The 18979-nt window shown below is 54.6% G+C and carries 12 protein-coding genes and 1 pseudogene; 2 read left to right on the forward strand and 11 right to left on the reverse strand.

What is annotated here, in order from left to right:
• Window positions 1-245 precede the first annotated feature (245 nt).
• Window positions 246-515: pseudogene (locus ACVIHF_RS00695) on the forward strand (transposase domain-containing protein); the annotation flags it as partial.
• A gap of 42 nt (window positions 516-557) precedes the next feature.
• A complete protein-coding gene (locus ACVIHF_RS00700) occupies window positions 558-920 on the forward strand; it encodes a hypothetical protein (protein ID WP_456791447.1) in 363 nt (120 codons plus the stop codon).
• Between the two features lie 78 nt (window positions 921-998).
• Here the strand turns inward: ACVIHF_RS00700 and ACVIHF_RS00705 are convergent, their stop codons facing one another.
• The 11 genes from ACVIHF_RS00705 to ACVIHF_RS00755 all read right to left on the reverse strand — a co-directional run bounded on the left by ACVIHF_RS00705 (window position 999) and on the right by ACVIHF_RS00755 (window position 18968).
• Window positions 999-1742, reverse strand: a complete 744-nt coding sequence (locus tag ACVIHF_RS00705; protein WP_253610476.1) for a 4'-phosphopantetheinyl transferase family protein — start codon at window positions 1740-1742, stop codon at window positions 999-1001.
• 173 nt (window positions 1743-1915) lie between these two features.
• Window positions 1916-2677, reverse strand: coding sequence for a polyketide synthase (locus tag ACVIHF_RS00710; protein WP_253610477.1), 762 nt, complete (start codon window positions 2675-2677; stop codon window positions 1916-1918).
• A 2-nt stretch (window positions 2678-2679) separates the two neighbouring features.
• Complete coding sequence (locus ACVIHF_RS00715; RefSeq protein WP_253610478.1) at window positions 2680-3444, reverse strand: enoyl-CoA hydratase/isomerase; 765 nt, start codon at window positions 3442-3444, stop codon at window positions 2680-2682.
• Window positions 3445-3576: 132 nt separating this feature from the next.
• Window positions 3577-4821 carry a beta-ketoacyl synthase N-terminal-like domain-containing protein gene (locus ACVIHF_RS00720; protein WP_253610479.1) on the reverse strand — a complete coding sequence of 415 codons (1245 nt, stop codon included), beginning with the start codon at window positions 4819-4821 and terminating at the stop codon, window positions 3577-3579.
• Window positions 4799-5047, reverse strand: a complete 249-nt coding sequence (locus tag ACVIHF_RS00725) for an acyl carrier protein (protein ID WP_253610480.1) — start codon at window positions 5045-5047, stop codon at window positions 4799-4801. The genes ACVIHF_RS00720 and ACVIHF_RS00725 overlap by 23 nt, the downstream gene beginning before the upstream one ends.
• 108 nt (window positions 5048-5155) lie before the next feature.
• A complete protein-coding gene (locus ACVIHF_RS00730) occupies window positions 5156-6556 on the reverse strand; it encodes a PfaD family polyunsaturated fatty acid/polyketide biosynthesis protein (RefSeq protein ID WP_456791448.1) in 1401 nt (466 codons plus the stop codon).
• On the reverse strand, window positions 6553-8598 hold the full coding sequence (locus tag ACVIHF_RS00735; protein ID WP_253610482.1) for an AMP-binding protein: 2046 nt from the start codon (window positions 8596-8598) through the stop codon (window positions 6553-6555). The genes ACVIHF_RS00730 and ACVIHF_RS00735 overlap by 4 nt, the downstream gene beginning before the upstream one ends.
• A 468-nt stretch (window positions 8599-9066) precedes the next feature.
• Window positions 9067-9882, reverse strand: coding sequence for a thioesterase II family protein (locus tag ACVIHF_RS00740; protein ID WP_456791449.1), 816 nt, complete (start codon window positions 9880-9882; stop codon window positions 9067-9069).
• Between the two features lie 36 nt (window positions 9883-9918).
• Window positions 9919-11148 (reverse strand): hydroxymethylglutaryl-CoA synthase family protein, encoded by a 1230-nt coding sequence (locus ACVIHF_RS00745; RefSeq protein WP_456791450.1) that lies wholly within the window; start codon window positions 11146-11148, stop codon window positions 9919-9921.
• Window positions 11149-11270: 122 nt separating this feature from the next.
• Entirely contained in the window at window positions 11271-11507 is a 237-nt protein-coding gene (locus tag ACVIHF_RS00750) for an MbtH family protein (protein WP_253610485.1), read from the reverse strand.
• 177 nt (window positions 11508-11684) lie between these two features.
• Window positions 11685-18968: an amino acid adenylation domain-containing protein gene (locus ACVIHF_RS00755; RefSeq protein WP_456791451.1), complete on the reverse strand. Its 7284-nt coding sequence runs from the start codon at window positions 18966-18968 to the stop codon at window positions 11685-11687.
• Between the last annotated feature and the right edge of the window lie 11 nt (window positions 18969-18979).

An 18979-nucleotide genomic window follows, 5' to 3' on the forward strand; every position in this document is an offset into this window, starting at 1 on the left:
ATTTGCATGCTTGGTTCTCCTTTGTCTTAGGAGCCAGTGGCTTGCACGACATCTACGGATCCGCGCTCGCAGCGCAGCCGGGCAAGTCGTAGGGGGCGGCCAAGTAACAAAGCGAGCTCACAGCTCATGGTCATGGCGGCCTGCCACCGTTTCGTGCTCCAGCGCCCCTATCCCGGCTTCGACAGACTAATCCGGACGACCAGTCCTCTCCACCGGGTTTGAGCGCTGAAAACATCATGCCCTTTAACAATTGCGCTGAACGCGCATTGAGAGGCATCGCCTTGGGACGGCGCAACTGGACCTTCGCCGGCAGCCAGCGTGGGGCCAACCGTGCCGCCATCATGCTGACGATGATCACGACGTGTCGTCTCAATGACGTCGATCCAAAGGTCTGGCTTGCCGACGTCCTCACCCGTATCGCCGATCTTCCCACTTCGCGTCTGCACGAACTGCTGCCCTGGGATTGGAAGCTTCTGCGCCAGGCTGCAGAGCCCTCCGATCAGCGGGCCGCCTGATCTTCACCCAACGCCATCATAGCGCTCTCGAGACCCGCGCGCATGCGTCAATCGGGCGGCCCTCGTCGTGTGCGTACGGTCAATCTGATCGCGGTCTTCTGCATTGTGAGTTGGCGCGTCTTCTGGATGACGATGCTCAATCGCTCCTCGCCGAATACCCTACCGCAAACCGCGCTGACAGATCCCGAAATCAGGCTTCTTGATCATTTTGTGAAAGACAGGGGTGGCGATTGCTCTCGACGAAGCACGCTCTCGCACTATGTCGTCAAGATCGCGCGGCTCGGAGGATATTTAGCCCGAGCCAACGATCCGCCTCCAGGAAATACCGTGATCTGGCGCGGACTATCGCGGCTGACCGACATCGAACTGGGAGCTGCGATCGAGGCAAAAATTATGGGTAATTGAAAGGTCTCCTTGCCGCTTACGTTACATCTGAACGGAGCCGCTGAACAGCGCGTGCGGATAAACGCGTGATAGTGGGCGCTACAAGCGTGCTGCCGGGACCACCCACTGCAAACGGATATCCAAATCGCTCTTAGCCAGAGAAACAGCTACTGCAAGCATGTGTTGGAGAGTGGGAGAATACTGACGAAACTGCCAACGTTCTGCCTTACAAGGAAAGTTTGGTGAAAAATGCACCCGCGGAAACGCTTCATTCAGGTCGAACCAGAACTCGTCAAGGGGGAGGGTCAAACCGATCCCCCGTGCCTTTACGAACGCTTCTTTCAACGTCCAATACTGGAAAAAACGCCTTTGCTGATACGCCGGAGGTGCGCCGGTCAACGCCGAAAGTTCTCGCGGCGACAAAATCGTTTGCGCCAACGACATGACATCTAAAGCTCGCCGGGTACACTCGACATCAATCCCAATTTCGCATTCTCTAGCCACTGCGCAAACGACAAGCCCCTCCGTATGAGACAAATTGAACTGAATGTCGCGAAACTCGCTCGGGTGCAACACGCGGGGCCGCCCATATTCATTAACTTCAAATTCCCAAGATTCGAAGGGCACACCCGTATACTGAGAAAGTATCGAGCGAAGAAGTATGCGAGCAACCAGAAACTGCAGTTTCGCGCCCGGCACCGCAAATCGCTGCCACCTCACACGCTCAGAGTCACTCAATAATCGCTGGTAGGTGAGTTGTTCCTTTCCGCCGATGTCAGACAGCGATGTCAGCCATACGTCAACCTGTCCGAAGTCAAGAGCACATTGCCCCACACTCGACATTAGAGCCCTCAAGCCCGATAAGTTCGTGGAAAGGACAACCTTGGTTTCATTGGGGTGACTTTAGTGCACGGAAGCCTTCCTTGAGTACGGAATACGGGCTTCTTGAACATTCGCCGCGAACAAACGACTGAGCGACTGGGTCCTGCGCTTGCAATGAACATCGCTTCTGCTCGTTACCTTTGCAATCCTTCAAACAAAGCTTCAATCCTATCCCTGACTTCAGGCTCGCAAATCGTTTCCTTGTGCAGACTCTCCTCTATTGCTATGAAGCGCGGCAGTTCTGCGCGAAGAGGTGCAGCAAGATGCTTCTTGAGGAGCATAAGCGACGTCCGTGGCATCAAAGCAAGCTCGCGGGCGATCTTTATGGCGTGATCAACTACTTCCGATCGAGGAAGAACGGCGAAAGGAACACCACGGCGGGCAAGCTCGGCTCCAGAGTAAGTACCCGCGCCGAGAAGTAATTCCGCGCTCAGGGCAGTTCCAAGTTTGGCTGGCACTACACAACTTGCGCCCATACCTGGGGTAAAGCCGTATTTCATAAAGTTCGCCGTGTAGAGGCTTTCTTTGCCGAGAATTATGATGTCGGCGAACAATCCGAAAACGAAGCCCCCCCCGATACCGTGACCTTGCATTGCTGCGATAACGGGAACTGCACATTCAAGCGGCCGACTGTAAAGATTAACATCGGAAAATTTGGCAGCCCCCTTGTGTAGGGCCAGCAACAACTCCTTTGTTGCCCCACAAGCGAAGTACGTATCATACCCAGTGAGGATAACGGCCTTGCACGACATATTCTTGTCGATCTCGTCGAATGCGCTCAAAAGACCGTCAATGAAGGTACTAGTAAACGTGTTTTTTCCGTCGCGCTCTTGCATTCTGAGCAGCATGATGCCTGGTTCTATCTCTCTCAGGTCCACTGTTGTTTGGTTCGTCACGTTTATCGCTCCCAGGGGTGTCGGCTATTTTCGACGAAGCCTCTGATCAAACTCTGAACCTCTGCGTCTGCGAACGACTCGGCGCTGGCGCCAAGCGCGGCGTCCCGGTTCTGCCAGAGGGCATCATTCGTAATCTTGACGTGATCTTTATAGCGCCGGATGGCTGATTTCGATAATCGGCTGAGGCGCAGCAAATGACGGCCAAGAAGGGGCTTGCTGTCAGTTTCAAGCGCATCCACTAGCCCCCAAGCGAACGCTTGCTTTGCATCGATAGGATGTGTTGAGAGCGTCATATAGCGCGCCCTCTGCTGACCAATTCTCCGAATCAAGAATTGCGACGCGCACGACGGTATGATCCCGAACTGCATCTCAGAAAGACTAAACGTAGCTGTACAGTCGGCGATTACGATGTCGCAAGCGGCAACGAAGCCGATTCCGCCGGCAATAGCCCGGCCACGTACATGTGCGACACTTACGAAAGGCCCAGATGCGAGCCGAAGCCACAAGTCATATAGGGCTGCAAGATCCGGCGGCGACGACTTCTCGTAAGCGCCTCCAGCGCTTAACTCACGAAGGTCTGCACCAAAGCAAAACACGTGCGGCAACCCCTCCAACACAACAACAACTGCCGCCCCCTGGAGCTCATCGAGTGCTCGATGGCACTCTTCGATAAGCTGGCGATTAATCGCGTTGTTCGCCTGAGGGCGGTCAAGTTGAATAAAGCAGACATTGTCGTCCAAACGGATGCGCACGCTTTCGAAGTTCATTCTACACCTGGCTCTCTTTTTCACGTACCGGGGTAAGCGGGTGAGCTGGCGAAGATGCTCCAGTTGCTCCAGCCAGATATGCCATCCAGACAGCGATACCCAATACTCTGCGCTACACTTGCGTTTTTGTAGTTATTGCTCATTCTTGGAACTGCAACGCTGTAGACATATCGCTGTGTTTATGCCGCCGAAGCCAAGACTAATGTTCACGGCGCGATTTATAGGATGAGGAACCGCATTTTCACCGACCCAGTTCAAGGTTGGGTCAATCGGCTGCGAGAGATTGCGCGATGGGTGCAGCATACCCGCCCGCATTTGCAGCACTGTGGCAACGATTTCGGTCGCCCCGGCGGCGCTTAATCCATGCCCCGTAAGCGATTTGGTCGTGTTGATGTACGCATGGTCGAGCCCACATGCGCGGATGGCGTCAAGTTCGATCGCGTCGCCAACTATCGATCCGCTGCCGTGCGGATTGACATAGTCTATGTCCCTTGGTGTCAAGCCGCCATCCGCGAGCACTCGCTGAAGCGCTGCGATCTCACCATCCAACGAAGGATCCGGGTTGCGATTTCCGTCGAATGCTGTAGCCCAAGCGCGAAACGCAGCATAAGGATTTACATTCTCTCGCTTGATGCCGTCGGCGCGTTCGACCACAACGGCCGCACAGCACTCACTGAAGATGAAACCATCACGTTCGCTGTCGAACGGTCGGCAAGCCAGCGACGGATTCTTTGCAAAGCGATCCGAGCCCATGGCGCCACTGAAGCGAAGCGCCTGGAGCTCCCAGTATGAGAGATCCATAAGCGCGCCGACCGCAATGCAGACGTCTACCTGACCGGTTTGCACTGCCTGCAGTGCTTGTATAATCGCAAGATGGCCGCTCGCCGACGCGCCGCCGATGGTATAAGCAAGCCCTCGAATGTTGAGCCCTTCGGTGCAGACTCCACATAAGTCGGTATCCATGAAATTCAGGGCATAGTTTGGCCTGACAAAATCAAAACGCTCTCGATACGCATCTTGAAGTTGTACGATCTGACGTTGTTGGAAGTTTGAACCTCCGACAACTAGTCCTATTCGCTGGCTATCTACCGCAGCTAAATTAGCATCCTGCCAAGCCTCGCATAGCGCCACCAGCGCGGCTTGAGCCGAGAGCGTGGCGCTCCTCCAAAGCTTCTCCGGCAAAACTTTAGGGCAAGCTAGATCGGGAAGCTCGGCTCCTAGAAATTCCGTGCCTCGTTGCCGTCCGGACCTCCGCATCACACCGAAGGAACTACGACCACTGATTAAGCCATCAGCGAATTGCGTTCGTCCTACGCCGATTGGCGTCAAAACACCAACGCCGCTGATTATGAACTCAGGATTGACCAAGTTTTGCATTCAGCAAATCCGCGAGTTCGCCAATATTCTGTGGCCCAAACAGTTCAGATCGCTGGATGCGCAAGGCCAATTCTTCAAGTACAATTGCAATGATTTCGGCGCGATCCATCGAATTGGCGCCGAGATTTGCAAAACTGTCGTTGCGCGACAACGTATGACTGCGCAACTCTGGAAGAACTTCATAGGTGCTACGTGTGATGATATTGAAGATCTCTTCACTTGTCACAGATTAGCTCCTCTCCATGTATGCTCGATATAGAGTCGTCGCTATTCTCGGTAGCCACGGCTCTGACGCGGGTGTGGGGTTTCACGTTTGCTGCGGACGCTTTGCACATTATCGCCCTACCCAGTTGCACAGACGATGAGTGAGCAATGCAGCCGCTTCGTTCATAAGGACAGCCGCGACTTCCGCGACATAACGATTGCGCCAACTTTCCAAGTGCGTCCCCTTAACCCATTGATTGAATGCACCGAGTGCGGGACTACAGTGAATTTGAAAGTCCGCCGACTGCTCCGTCGCGCCGCGCAATGCCAAGCGCATGCTGTGTATGAAATACCATTTGAAAATCAATGCCATCTTCCGTTTCGGATGGCGCTCCGCGTCTAGAAGCTTCGCGGGATTAGCCGTTGCATAATAGGCAGCGGTCTCGCACCAGACGGCGTCGAATGATCGACCAAATATTTTCGTCTCGATGTGTTGCCGCATTTCAGCATCAATATCCTCAAGACAATCGTAGCGCTGATAAAGCTCATATAGCTTGTTGGCGCGTGCCGCAAAGAAGCGGCCCTTACGCAGAACTTGTACCTTTGATCCAGCTTCAAACATGTCTCCGGCAGGAGCATAGGTTGTATCCTGCACGTTCATCCCTTGCAGCAGTTGCTTCACGACCTCGCTCGTGCGGGCTTCGACCGTGCATTGATTTATCGAGCCTGTGAGGACAAACTCTGCACCCATCGCAAAGGCCGCGGCGGCCGCGTGCGGCGTACCAATGCCCCCAGCAGCCCCCACACGGACCATCCTTTCGTAGTTTGTGCCTTGCATGATCTTATCGCGGAGAAACAAGATGGCGGGCAGTAGTGCGTACGCCATCCCTTGATCCGTGTGGCCACCAGAATCCGCTTCGACGCAGACGTCGTCCGCCATCGGGACACGTTGGCTGAGTTCAGCCTGCGTGGTGTTGAGTATGCCCGCTTCTAGCAATTGACGTACGAACGGTTCTGGTGCTGGTTTCATAAACTGAGCGGCAACTTCTGGGCGCGAGACCTTGGCCAGTACGCGATTAGGCGTGCGAACCGCGCCATCCCGCTCCCGCGAAATTTCATGCAAACGATAACGGACTAGTGCAGGCACAATTTCGACGAAAGCTGCCGCCTCAATGTGGCGCACCTGACAGTCCAGATATAGATCTACCGTGCGCTCTAACAAGGCGGGGACGTCCGGATTGAATAGCAGGTTTGCGCCGTAGGGCTCTCCAACCTTAAGTATGGATTGTATGTTCCGAAGAGCCGCCTCGACCTCGACTAACGATAAGCCTCCGGTTCCTAGATAGCCCATAAAGCCAGCACGTCCCAACGCAACCACGAGATCGACGGACGCGATCCCCTTGTACATCGCCCCCGCGAGGTACGCGTACTTGAGGCCATAGTCTGCACGAAACTGCGCGCTTCCAAGCGCCTCGGCGCGGATCGCAGATTGACTAGGACTTCCGAACTCCATGCTATGCGATAGGGTCATGTTCCGGACAAGCGCTCGAGGAGAGAATATTTGCAGGCCTCGGAAGCGAGTTGTTCGATGGTTGGCGCGCTCCAGGGCAGTGTGGGTTCAAATTTAACGCCAAAATGTTCGCTCATCGCCGTCACGAATTCGATCGTCCTCACAGAGTCCATTCCCAGCTCGGCAAATGCGGTGTGCGTATCGACCTCTTCTGCGCGAACTTGTAGATTCTCAGTGATCCAACCAATGATCCATTCGGCTACCGGCGCCGCTTCAATGGTCCGGTTTGGCAGTGGGCGAGTTGGCTGAGAGAGATCGGTCGCGTCCGGCCTCGCAAAAGCGGCTTCTAGCGCAGGCAAGCACCAGCTGAACAGAGACGTCAGAGACCCACTCAACAAGGCGTCGCGCGTATTTCGACGCCTGATTTTTCCGCTGGTCGTGACTGGAAGCGTGAGCGGCTCAAGGAGAAAGAACCCGAATATCGGTGGTTGTTCATTCTCGGCCACAGCCAGGGATACCGCACGGCGTATCTCTGCAAAATCTAGGCTTGCCATCGACGAGCGCTTAACCTCCTGAGCGACCACAAGTCGCTCGCCGGCGCCGGTTTCAATGGTGAATGCCGCACCTCGACCTAGGCTCAGAGCCGGGTGTGCGTCCTGTACGGTCCGTTCGATATCTTGGGGGTAGTAATTGAGCCCATTGATGATGATGACGTCTTTTATACGGCCGGTAATATAGAGCTCGTTATCGAGCACAAATCCTAAATCGCCTGTTCGAAGAAAGTCACCCTCCTTCTCCGACGCAGGCGATGCTTTCCAATACCCTTTTGTAACGCTCCCGCCTCTGATCCAGATCTCGCCGACGCGATCGTGTGCGCACGTGCGCTGCGTCTGCGGATCAACAATGCGGACACATTGATCGGTGTTCAACGGCCCTACACTCACAATATCGGTGGCAACCGTGCGGTTGTCCTCAACTTGAACGCGATGATTCTTGAGGGCGGCCGCATTGACGCAGGCCATTTTTGGTTCCTGCCCGCTAACCGCGGACGAAACCCAAACCGTAGATTCGGCCAAACCATAGGCTGGACAATGCGCTTTTGATCTGAACCCCGCCTGTTCAAAGTGGCGCGTAAACCTTGCCAGTGTACTGGGTCTCACTGGCTCCGCGCCGTTAACAGCAAGGGTAAGGCTGCTTAGATCGAGCGTACGAACCTGCTCGGGAGAGATCCGATCACAACATAGCTCGTAGGCAAAGTTTGGCGCGAACGTAGTAGTCGCCTTAAACGTTGAGATCGACTGCAACCAGGTTAATGGCTTCTGCAGGAACGTCGGCGGAGCCATCAGGATAAGATCCCCACCGATATATACCGTGTGAAGCAACGACGCGACTAGTCCCATGTCGTGGTAAACGGGCAACCACGATGCGATTCGAGTTGTCTCGTCATGTGCAAACGCCTTCCGCATTAGTTCTTGATTGTGAACTAAGTTATTATGGCTGATTACAACACCCCTCGGTGTACCGGTCGACCCGGACGTGTATTGCAGGAACGCCACCGTATCCGGGCTCGCGTAGTATGAGTTGAACTCTGCGCACGCAGCCGCCTCAATCAAATCCGTGGCAATGAGCGGCATTGGCCTGACACTTATCGAGAGACACCACTCTTTAAGCAGTTGGAGCTTGTCGCTTCGAGTCAATACGCAGACGCATTCCGAATCTTCGACGACGCGCGCCGCTTGGCTGGCTCGACTCTGTCGTTTGCCAGGTAAGTTGATCGGCACGCCGATCATCCCGGCATAGAAGCAGCCGCACAAGGCGCACAGGAACTCTAGGCTGGAAGGAAACGCGATAAGCACCCGATCACCCGGCATGAACTGCTGTTGCAACGAAGCGGCGATCGCTCGAGCCCGCGCATCTAACTCGGCAAAGGTGAGGCCGCCGGCAACTTCCAATCTCTCGCTCAAAAAGCGGAACGCGACTTTGTCGGGATTTTTTGAGGCCTGATGCGCAACTACTTCAATGAAGTTTGAAAATGCGGTTGTTGCGCCAGAATTTTCGTACATGATTGGTGTGCTCCTTTGTAGCTCGTCAGGACAGGTGGTCAGCGAGGCTCTGCGTGACGCGCGGCGGCATTTTCGTCGCAGGCCACAAAACGCCGTTCGCAAGGGCGCGCCCGACGGTTCGCGCTAAAGACGCTCCATCCGCGTGGAACGTAGTGTGAGAAACGCTTTCCGCCCCTAATGCTTGGGCAGGCAATTCGTACACATCTAGCTCAAGGCTCGATGGATGGAAGAGTGCCAAGTGATCAAGCCAAGCTACCCGCGCCGCGAACGCGTTGCGTAAGGAAGATCCGTCGAGGAGGTCGAGACCGCAAAACAAGGGTGCTCCGTGCGCGTTAATCGGTTGCCCCAATACAGGGAGTTCAGCTGATGTTGCATTAGAGTCGATAACGCTTCGTACGACCGGCCTTTCCCAGAAGTTGAACAGTCTGCCTTGTCCGGTCTAAGTCCTTCCAGCCGTCACTCACGATCTCAGCTCCCCTGGTAGATATGGTTCGCTTGGATGGCGACGTGACGCTGTTCGCCTGCTTTCATTTCGCGCTGGCGACGCTCTCGTAGGTATTGAAGGTCGCGATTCAAGTGACGTACGAACTCGATTTCTGATTTTTGGATAAAGAAGTGATCGCCGTCGAAGACACGCAACTGAAAGTCCGCCGCTGCATGCTGCCGCCAGCGGCCTACATCATTGACACACGCGACCAAATCCGCTGATCCGGCTGCGCAAAGGAGCGGGATATCAATACGTCGCCCTGCTGACTCCTTCCACGTCTCCAGTAGTTTGAAGTCAGCTCGCAAAACCGTCTCTAACATCTGCATAAGATCGGCTGACTCGAACACAGCGTCCGGCATGCCTCCAAACTTTCTTACCGAGCTGAAAAGCTCGTGTTGCGGTAGATCATGCATCTGTCGGGGGCGCTCGGACGACGGCGCCGTACGTCCAGAAAGGACAAGTGCAGTCGGTCGCACGCTAGCATCAACGATCAGCGCGAGTTCGAATGCGATGACGGCCCCCATACTATGACCATAGTATACAGTAGGTAAGCTGTGTGAGTACGCTAGTTCCGACTTGAGTTGCTGGAGCACGACGTCCATGCGAGTGCACGCTGGCTCACCGATCCGCTCACTTCGTCCAGGGAGCTGCACTGCAAGCACTTCGACATTGTCTAAGTGCGCAGCCCATCCTTTAAATGCACCCGAACTGCCGCCCGCATACGGAAAACAAACAAGTCTCATGTCGGGCGTCCCGCTACGCCCGACTGACTGAATCCACGATCCGCTTCCGAGCATCCCAACCTCCCACGTACGCCGTCTTCGTCCAGCCAACTAGTCCCAGGTATACTTGCGATGGAAATTGCGCACAGATGCCAGTCGCAAACGCCGCGGCCGTGGAGTGCCCGAACGAAACATGTCGATGTACCCCTTGTCTGGTACGTCGACGTTCTCTGAACCAAAGCGCAGACCCCGGCAGTCTTTCAAGACTTCATCGTATTGTTGCATCGAAAACTTGTGACGACTTTCGATGAGTGCACCTAATCTGGGACGTGAAGAGTCTCGATCAGGAATCGTGAGGGTACCGCTAAAAAATTCAGAAGAACAACCAGAGCCATAGGAGAACATGCCGACGCGATGGGGACCGCTTGTGGGAGAGTTTTCGAGCAAGCTTAGCAGTGCCATGTACAACGAAGCGGAATATGTATTTCCGACCTGTATAGCGTATTCAACCGACGGCCTAACTCGTCGCCCAAAGTCATCCGCTATAGTGTTCATCTCGCAGCGGTATAAAGCTCTCATCAGAGTTCTGTGACATGCAGCCACCATTCCAGCATAGGGCGTGTGAAACACGAGGCTATCGAAGGACCTACGATAATCGCAGTCTGGAACCTTTCGTCCATAGCTGGAAACTGAGCGGGTTAAACAGTCCATATAGGACATTAGCGACAGATCAGGGTCGCCAGTCTCAATTTCAGCCGTAGGTCGAAACGCATCCATTACCTCATAGCTGCAGTATCCACTGGCGCCGCAATCAAACGTCATGACCTTTGGCGACCGGCTCACGAGCAGGGCGACCGCGCCGGTCCCCTGTGTTGGCTCTGCGTAGCTCGCTTTCTCCTGAGGGCGCGCCGCGTCCGTTGCAATTACGAGCGCCTTCGAAGTAGGAGACGGATCTGCTGCGATCGCATTTATCGCCATTTGAAGACCTGCGGTACCGCCATAACATGCCTGCTTCACCTCAAAGTAGCGGCACTCAGAACTCAACTCCAAAGCAGCATGGATATAACTGCTGATGGACTTGCCGAAATCCACTCCCGACTCGGTTGCGGCAATTACCAAGTTTATTGACGACCGCTCAGTGGGGCTAAGCTGTTCGAGTATCGGCCATGCCGCATTAACACCGTTGGTTATTGCGTCTTCGAACGGAAGCTGGATCGACTTCCGGCTCATCATCAGGTTTTGCATTCGGGCGACATTTAACCCGCGATGAACAAACAGTTCTTCAATGTCAACGTAAGCGCACCCCGCGTACGAGCTTATTGCTTCGATACCAACAGGCATTAGGTTTGCTTCTCCATTATCTCAGGACAGGTGCAGTCGCGCGAGGTGAGCGCTCGACTCTGACTTGCGTCGGTCCAACACTGAGAAGTCGCCCCGCGGTGAAACGCTTTTGCTCGACACAGCTAACCAGAGCTCTTTGAAGCTAGGGACATTTCTGAGGAGCGGCGCAAGCTGAGCGGTCGCATATCGGTCCACACTTGCTCGATAAACTCAAGACAGGCCTTTTTTGTACCTTGCCGTCCGACTTCCTTCCAACCCGCAGGGATCGGCCTATCCGATGTCCAGATCGAATACTGGTCCTCCCCGTTGACCACAACAGTGTAAATGCGCGCATCAGCCTGTTCATCATCATATCGCATGGGCCACCACTGATTGGACGTCCGCTGACGGACGTTCGCTGGAGTCGAACTCGCCCCTTTCAGAAACCTTCTCTGTAACCTTGCACGTCATTGTTCTAACTCTCATCAAAGCCCAATTAAATACGGCCGCTGTTGTGGATCGCTCACGCAATGATACTCGGCATTGACAAAGCTGACTCACGGTTGATTTTCCGCGGTGGCGAGCGCCGTTAAGATGCTCTCCGCTACCTGACCTACATTCGGCCGTCGCAACATCGTCAGATGGTTGCCGGAAACTGGTATTTCACGATAGTTACCCGACACTCGACGTATCCAAAGCTCTTGCTGGCCGTCATCGCTGATATCCGGGTCCAATAGATCGAGCGTTTTGAGGTGAATAACAGGCCCCTCGATCGGCCCGTGGGACAACCCATAAATCGCGACAACATGCTCTCGCAAAAGGTCGATCAGTTTTCGTGCCATATCATCGGCGCTGTCGGCTACTGTGAGCTTCGCCTTTTGCAGTTGCATCGCGACGTACTCAAGTCTTTTGGAAGCTGACATCGCGGCGACAACATCTTTCGAGCGCACTTCGACTTCGCGTCCAGAGAGAATGCTGAGAGCCAATGCCGTCCCATAATGAATCTCTGTTTCAATCTTGTCACCGGTAGCGAGTCCGATGGGGATGCGGCTATCCAGCAGGACTATGGCGCGAACGATTCGCCCCATCGCTCTTAGCTTTGACGCTAATTCACAGCACAGCAGACCTCCGCCCGACCAACCCGCAAGTACGATCGGGCCATTAAACTGACGCGCAACTTCGGACGCGTACATATCGATCCACTCCTCAGTTCGGAGCGCGACGATGTTTGTGCTGTATTGCCTAACGTCCTGGATTGCCCAGATTTTCCGGTCCACACCTAACAGCGCGGCTAATTCCCGATAGCAGGCAACGTCACCCCCGGGTGGATGTACGAGGACGATTGGCGTTCCACGGTCACCTTCATCACTGAGAAGAACGAGAGATGAGGCCGCGCTGCTTTTCGCTCTAGAATCCTTCCACAACAGCGCTTGCTGCCTAATCGTGGTTGCTCTCATCAAAGCCGGAAGGGGCAGGTGCAGCCCCGTACGGCTCTTGACTTTGTTCTGCAAAGCGATGAGCGACATCGACGTTCCGCCAAGGAGGTAGAAGTCGTCATGAACGCCGACATGGCTGACACTAAGTACCTCTTCCCACATTGTCGCGAGTAACAGCTCGTCATCGGTGAACGGAGGTTGCACTGAACTCGATTCGTTTCGAATTTCGTCCAATTGCTTCATAAGCGAGGTTACGTCGTACTTGCCGCTCGCAGTAAGCGGCAACTCAGGCAGGCAAACGAGCTTACGTGGTACCATGTAGTCGGGAAGGAATTCAGCAGCAAAGGATATGACGGACGACGGAGCTATTTGCTCGCCATCGTGGCAACTATAGAATCCGACCAATTGCCCCTGGGAGGAACCCGCGTGGCGGTACAACACCAGGATCTGTCGCACCTCGCGCAACATCGCTATGCGACTCTCAATTTCCTGAATCTCGACCCTGTATCCGTTAATGCTGATCTGGTCGTCTCGCCGAGAGACGAAGGCGATCGAACCATCCTCAGCGTGTCGAGCAATATCTCCAGTTCTGTAAATCCTTGCTCCGGGAGTTGTAACAAAGGGATTTGGAATGAACGACGCGGCAGTCAATGCGGCTCTACCAGCGTAACCTCTAGCTACGCCTGCACCGCCGATATAAATCTCTCCGAGAGCCCCGGCAGGAACTCGCCTTAGCTCTTCGTCGAGAATATAGATTTCAGTGTTGGCAATCGGGCGGCCTATCGAAGGCGACCCTCGGCCGGGCGCAACACGCCCGTAGGTGGCAACAACTGTACCTTCGGTGGGACCATAGAGATTAAAGAGCGGGATATCGGCTCTCTCCGCACCTGTAAGGATGAGTCGGTCTCCTCCCGTGAGAATCGCACGCAGGAAATGCGGCTGCTTCCATGGAAGCGCCATAAAATGGCTAACGAGTGCTGTCGGCAGGAACGCGATAGATACTCGATTGGCCGACAAATAGTCCCTAAAGTTTTCCCGATCGAGAAGAACTTCACGACCAACGATGTGAATGCAACCTCCCTTTGTGAGGTACGGCCATGTCTCCAAAACGAAGCCATCAAACGAAGCCGAGAGAACCTGGGTTGCAATGTCAGCCTGCGTAATGTCGAACGCACCTTGAAACCACGCGATAAGATTCGCGAGTCCACCATGCGAGACCATCACTCCCTTCGGATACCCCGTCGATCCAGACGTGTAAACGATATAGCAAAGGTCGTCGGGTGAAGCTGGCAATGGCAGCATCTTACAATCGACAATTGACGACTCCAAATCAAGTGCATCCAAATTTACGATAGGCACTCCTCCGCTGCTCACTCTTTGTTCGTATTTGGAGACAGCAATCACAGCGGCCGAGCTTGAATCAGACAAGATATAGCTAATGCGCTCTTCGGGAAGAGACGGATCGACAGGCACATACACAGCGCCCGCTTTGAGAACACCTAGAACAGCCACCATGAATCCGATGGATCGCTCGCAACATATTGCGACCCTGTCACCGGGGCGAGTACCCAGCACTGCCAACAGATGTGACGCTAATCGGTCCGAGCGCTCATTCAGATCTGAATATGTAAGCTTCTCCTCACCGTGCACAATTGAAAGCGCACGCGGATAGAGGGCTGTCGCCTCACGGAACATAGCTACAGGATCGCGATAATCCGCCCGGCCCTGCTCTACATTGCTGCCATTAATGGTGGCAGCCTCGACGAATGGCTTCTCAACAATGTCTATTTGATCAACGCTTGATTCGCTCGACGCTCCCAGCGCGTCCAGAATATTCAGCCAACTATTCCTTATTTGGAGAGCTGTAGCCTCATCAAATAAATCGGAATTGTAGATCATGTTTCCCGAGAAGTGCCGCTCGTCCGGGAATATTTGGAAAGTCATGTCGAATAATGCAATTCGCTGCTCGGGGTGCAAGAACTCAGCGCTTACATTGTCGACCTGTATCAGTTCATTTTGTATGTCCTGATAAGCAAACATGGTCTGGAAAAGCGGAGTGCGTGCGCTGTCCGGCCGTATCCCACACGCCTCAACTACTTTCTCAAATGGCAATGACTGACTGGCAAAGGCTTCGAGCACATCCCGTTTAACTGAACGCACTAGTTCGCCAACATTGGTGCCGAAACTCCACGTGCTGCGAACAACCAGGGTGTTAACAAGGGGGCCAACCATTGACTCTAAGGTCTTAGAGTGCCTGCCCGAAACAACCGTTCCGAGGGTTACGTCCCGCTTTCCGGTATATTTTGACAGCAGAACGATTAGCGCCGTCACGAAGACAGTGAAAAGGCTGGCTCCGCAGATTTCCGCAGTCTGCCGTAGTCCGTCGATAACGTCTGCCGGGATCGAAAACTCGAGGATCGCCCCACGATGCGTCTGAATCGGCGGCCGCGGTTTATCACGCGGGAACTCGGCGATCTCGACACCGGCGAGCCGCTTCTTCCAGTAGTCTCGCTCGGCAACCGCCTCTGATGAGCCCATCCAACGAGCCTGCCAGTGAGCGAAGTCGAGGTACTGCAAAGACGGCTTTGCGGGTGCGGTTGGTACGCTTTGTCGGACGATTGAGTTGTAGGCCTCCACCAAATCTCGAAAGAGTATCATCATCGACCAGCCATCCGCGACGATGTGATGGGTGGAAATCACCAGGAGCGACTTTCCGTCGATGGTATGGATCAAGACGCAGCGAAGGAGCGGATCCGTCGCCAGATCGAACGCTCGTTCGGATAAGCTTTGCGCAAGGTTCCTCGCAGCGTTTTCCTCCAGCGCCTCATTATTTTCGAGAGAACGTGCGATCACTTCCAGGTCGCAGCGCGGCTTCTCGCTAATAGCGACTCTTTGGCGACCATCCTCCATAAGAAAATTGGCCCGAAGAATCTCGTGCTTAACTTGAATAAAGCGAACGGCCTCGCGCAATGCGCTCGCGTCTACCTTTCCGCGCAGCAGAATCGTGCTGGTCATGTTGTAGAGCGCACGCACGTCTTCAAATTGGCTCAGATACCAGAAGCGCTCCTGCGTTTGGGAAAGCGGCATCGGCAGCTGTCTGGAGACAGGCCGAATCTCGAACGCTTCGCTTGGATCAGATGGACCTGATCGCTGTTCAATGAGCGCCGCAAGTTGCGCAATCCTTGGATTCTGAAACAATTCTGCGAATGAAAGCGCCGATCCATACCTGTCCTGGATTCGCGCAAACACATCATTAACTAGTAGAGAATGCCCTCCAATGTCGAAGAAGTTCTCTGTTATCCCAATTGGCCGACGGCCGAGAACCTGCTCCCATGCATAACATAGAAAGGTCTCTGTCGCCGTTACGGGCGCTTCATAGGCTGCCTTTTCCTCAGGTGTGCCCGATGCGGAAAGACCAAGTAGCGCCTTCCTGTCGACTTTCCCATTATGCGTCAAAGGAATCTCAGATAGAAATGCATATTGTGCCGGCAACATGTAGTCTGGCAGCCTCGTCCGTATGTAGTGCTTGAGTGTCGCAGCGGACGTATCGTTACCCTCATCCTTGACGACATAGGCCCAGATGCATTGATCCTGCACTTCGTCCCGGCGCGCTAGAACAACGACCTGCCGGACCGACGGATGTGCAACAAGCGCTTGCTCGATTTCACTTAGTTCGATGCGATTGCCACGCACCTTAACTTGATGATCTCTCCTACCGACAAATTCGATGTTTCCGTCCGGAAGGTAGCGCGCTAGATCCCCGGTGCGATAGAGCCGATCACCGTTGCCACTAAACGGGTTCGGCAGAAAACTGGCAGCGGTGAGCGCGGGTTTCCTAAGGTAACCACGCGCCAAACCGATCCCCCCCAGATAAAGCTCCCCGATAATACCGACCGGGAGTAGGCTCATCGATTGATCGAGAATGTACGTGCACGTGTTGTCAATTGGCCTTCCGATGGGAACGGAGGTTCCGCCGCCTAAAGGAGTGCACTCCCAAGCCGTTACATCAATGCTCGCCTCTGTCGGGCCATAGAGGTTATGTAAGCGAACCGAAGAGCCGAACGCGGCTTGAAAATGCGCCATCGTCTCTGCTGCGAGCACATCTCCGCTGCAGAACACGTGCCTAAGCGCCGGAAATGCATGGACGCCATTCGACTTGAGGAACTCACGCAGCATTGGAGGCACAAAATGCAGGGCCGTGACACCATACTGTTCAATCGTCTGCGCGAGATACTGGGGATCGCGGTGCCCACCTGGCTTCGCAATCACCATCCGGGCGCCGCACATTAACGGCAGTAGCAGCTCCCACACCGAGACATCGAACCCAAACGGCGTCTTTTGCAGAAAGCAATCCTCGGGCCCCAGCGAATATTGTCTTCGCATCCAGTCCAGCCGGTTGAAGAGTCCTGCATGTTCTACGAGCACGCCTTTGGGCTGTCCCGTGGAGCCTGACGTGTAGATAAGATAAGCACCCTGCTTCGGATCAATCGCCTGCGACGGCGTCGAGCATTCCTCTCCCGCCCACCAATGATCCACCACCCGGATCTGCTCTGGCGCAATTTCCCCTACAGCCTCGCGCAGCGTTCGCGTCGTTAGCACAATTCGCGCGCCAGCATCCTCCACCATGTACTTGAGGCGGTCAGTCGGCAGGCTCGGATCCAGTGGCAGATAGGCGGCACCGGCCTTAAGAACCGCAACGATGCTAATCACCATTTCGACGGATCGTTCGAAACACACCCCAACGATCTCCTGGGGTGCTACGCCTTCTCGTTTTAGCGCCTCCACAATCGCGTCACTCCGGCGGCGCAGCTCAAAATAGGTGACCGCCTCGCCATCGGTCTGCAGCGCGACGTTCTGCGGAGAGGTCTCCGACCAAACATCGATATCGGCCGTCACTGGGCGATACGATTCAGAAGAACGCTGAGTATCGTTCCAGGCGCGAATTTGCGCTTGCTGAGAGGAGCTGACGATGTCGTAAGATCCAATAGGTGCCTTAGGACTCTCTAGTAACGAAGCGACAATGCGGGTGAGACACTGAAGTATCTCCATTTGCTGGCTTTCGCTAAAATAATCCACACGACAATCAAGATTTAGCGTGAACTGCCCGATACTCCGATGCGCAATTATTTGGATTACCAGCGGCTGAACTGAATGACCGGGATGAACGGTCTCGAGTTGCGCCGGTTTGCCGCAAAACGAGACAGGCTCGTACGAGATGTAGTTCAGCTCACAATCGTATAGGCGACTGTCAGGCGTGCGGGGGATTGGAGATGGCACGTGAGCATAGGTTTCTTCGAGAGCTAGGCGCACGCGTTGCAGTACTGCCTCTGCATTATCATCTGGCGTCAAAGAGAATCGAACTGGATAGACGTCCGCAAAAGGACCGATTACCTCACGCATCCCGCGCGCTGTTCGGTTGTGCAAGGGCACTCCGACGGATACTCTCTCGCATCCTCCAGCTTTGCTTAGATAAATGCCCAACGCACTCAAAGCGGCGTCAAGAATGGAGAATCGAACACGACACTCAGTCGAACGATCGTCGATCCAACGCCGCGCGAGTTGCACTACGTCATGAGGAAGGTCTTGGCTGACACGCCGAACAGCAGCAGCTCGAGAGAAAGTCGGAGATTCGCCGCCGAAGAAGTTGAACGCCGTATATTCGTCCCGACCCACTCGCTCCCAATATGCCATGTTGCGACGTTCTGAATCGGATTTGGTCAAACCGGCGAGATCATCATAACGTGGGCGAGGACGCACAACGATCTGCTCTACACCTCCAGCTGCCTGGCCATACGCATCCGCCATGTCCGCGATCAATAGCTGCAATGACCATCCATCCGCCACGAGGTGGTGCACGTTGAGAAACCACACGTAGTGCGCATCACTGAGCTTAAGCAGCGCAGTGTCGAACAAACGTACCGTTGGCTCTGGCGGCCCGCTTTTGCGGGCCTGCAACCACGCTTGGAATTCGCGAGTTGCATCGGCAGCGGTAGAAAAATCTATGAAATCGATTTCGGGCGCCAACGTGTCTGAGCACTCCAGTCGCGTTGCGCCGTGCTTCTCTTGCACGTGACTACGTAGCGCTTCCCGCGACTGCGCAAGCGTCCGGAGACAGATCCGAAACATCCCCACGTCTATCGGGACGAATATATTGCAAATCGTCGGAAGCCACCACAAGGGCACATCGGGATTGATCTTGCTGGCAAGCCATATGTCAGATTGAGCGCGGGTGATATTACCATTCACCGACGCGGTGCGTTGCCCGGAATCGCCAGCTGGTACAGTGGATTGTCTCCGCAAGCGTCGAACAAGGTTGTTCCTTTCCCGCACTGAAAGGGTCTCGATCGACATAGTGAATTCTCCCCAGCTATACGTACGCAACCCAGCACTTGCCAATGGTGACATCGTATCGTCGA

The organism is Bradyrhizobium sp. USDA 4506 (genome assembly GCF_054058795.1).